Source organism: Sphingomonas sp. CCH9-F2, assembly GCF_001556735.1.
GTDB classification, from domain to species: Bacteria; Pseudomonadota; Alphaproteobacteria; order Sphingomonadales; family Sphingomonadaceae; genus Sphingomonas; species Sphingomonas ginsenosidimutans.
Window position 1 is genome coordinate 1 of the sequence record NZ_LSJO01000454.1, and the last position, 935, is coordinate 935.

Annotated in this window: 2 protein-coding genes; both read left to right on the forward strand. The window is 69.7% G+C overall.

Translation table 11 applies throughout. The annotated features are described in order from the left end of the window. Nucleotides 1–302, forward strand: a 302-nt coding sequence (locus tag AX685_RS22650) for a hypothetical protein (protein WP_197418606.1), incomplete at its 5' end; no start/stop codon positions are given. Beyond that, a partial coding sequence (locus AX685_RS12595; RefSeq protein ID WP_156445789.1) for an ROK family transcriptional regulator occupies nucleotides 299–935 on the forward strand: 637 nt, incomplete at its 3' end. The genes AX685_RS22650 and AX685_RS12595, both read left to right, overlap by 4 nt.

Consider the following 935-nt stretch of genomic DNA (forward strand, 5'->3'; position numbering starts at 1 on the left):
GAATGGCACTGCCGTTCCTGCTGGGCACGATGCTGGGCGTGACCAACCTCGTCGGCTGGGCGCTCCTGCCGCGACTGGCGCGGGGCGCCGGCGGTTATGCCCGCTACACCATGGTCAGCAAACTGGCACTGGGCCTTGCCGGACTGGCAATGACCGCGGCCCTTGCCGGGCAGAGCAGTTTCACGGTCACGGGGCTTATGATCCTCGCTGGCGGGACGGCCGCCGGGTGCCTCTCCGCCGCACTGCTGCTGCTGCCAGCCGCCTTGACAAGTCGGCTGGCGCACGGCGCAACAGGCCGATGACCGATCGCTTCGCCGGCACCTTCCCTTCCCCTTTCCTGCGCGCCGACGGTCTGCGAACCGCAACCGCCAATGAGCGCGTCGTCCTGTCGCTGCTGTCGCGGCGCGGCGCCGCCTCGCGCGCCGAACTCGCCCGTGTCACCATGCTGGCCCCCCATTCGGTGGGGCGGCTGATCGAGCCGCTGCTCGACCGCGGGCTGGTGATGGAAGGCACGCCGGAAATCGCCGGTCGCGGCAAGCCCGGCGCACCGCTGCGTCTCAACCCCGATGCCACCTTCTCGGTCGGGATATCGGTGATGACCGATGCCGTGACCCTGGTGCTGGTCGATTTCGCCGGTGCGATCCGCGCACGCGCTTCAGCACCATTGGAGCAGTCCGATTTCGCGGCGGGCGCGCGACAGATCGCTGCGATGATCGCCGACGCGATTACCGAAGCCGGTCTGGATCCGGCGCGCCGGCTGGGCATCGGTTGCGGCGTCACCGGCTATTTCATCGGCGACGGCGCGCGGCTCAATCCGCCCACCCCGCTCGATTCCTGGGCGCTGCTCCCCCTCGACACGCTGCTGGCCGAGGCGCTGGGCGGTCCGGTATGGGTCGACAATGACGGCAATGTCGCGGCGGTCGGCGAAGCGATAC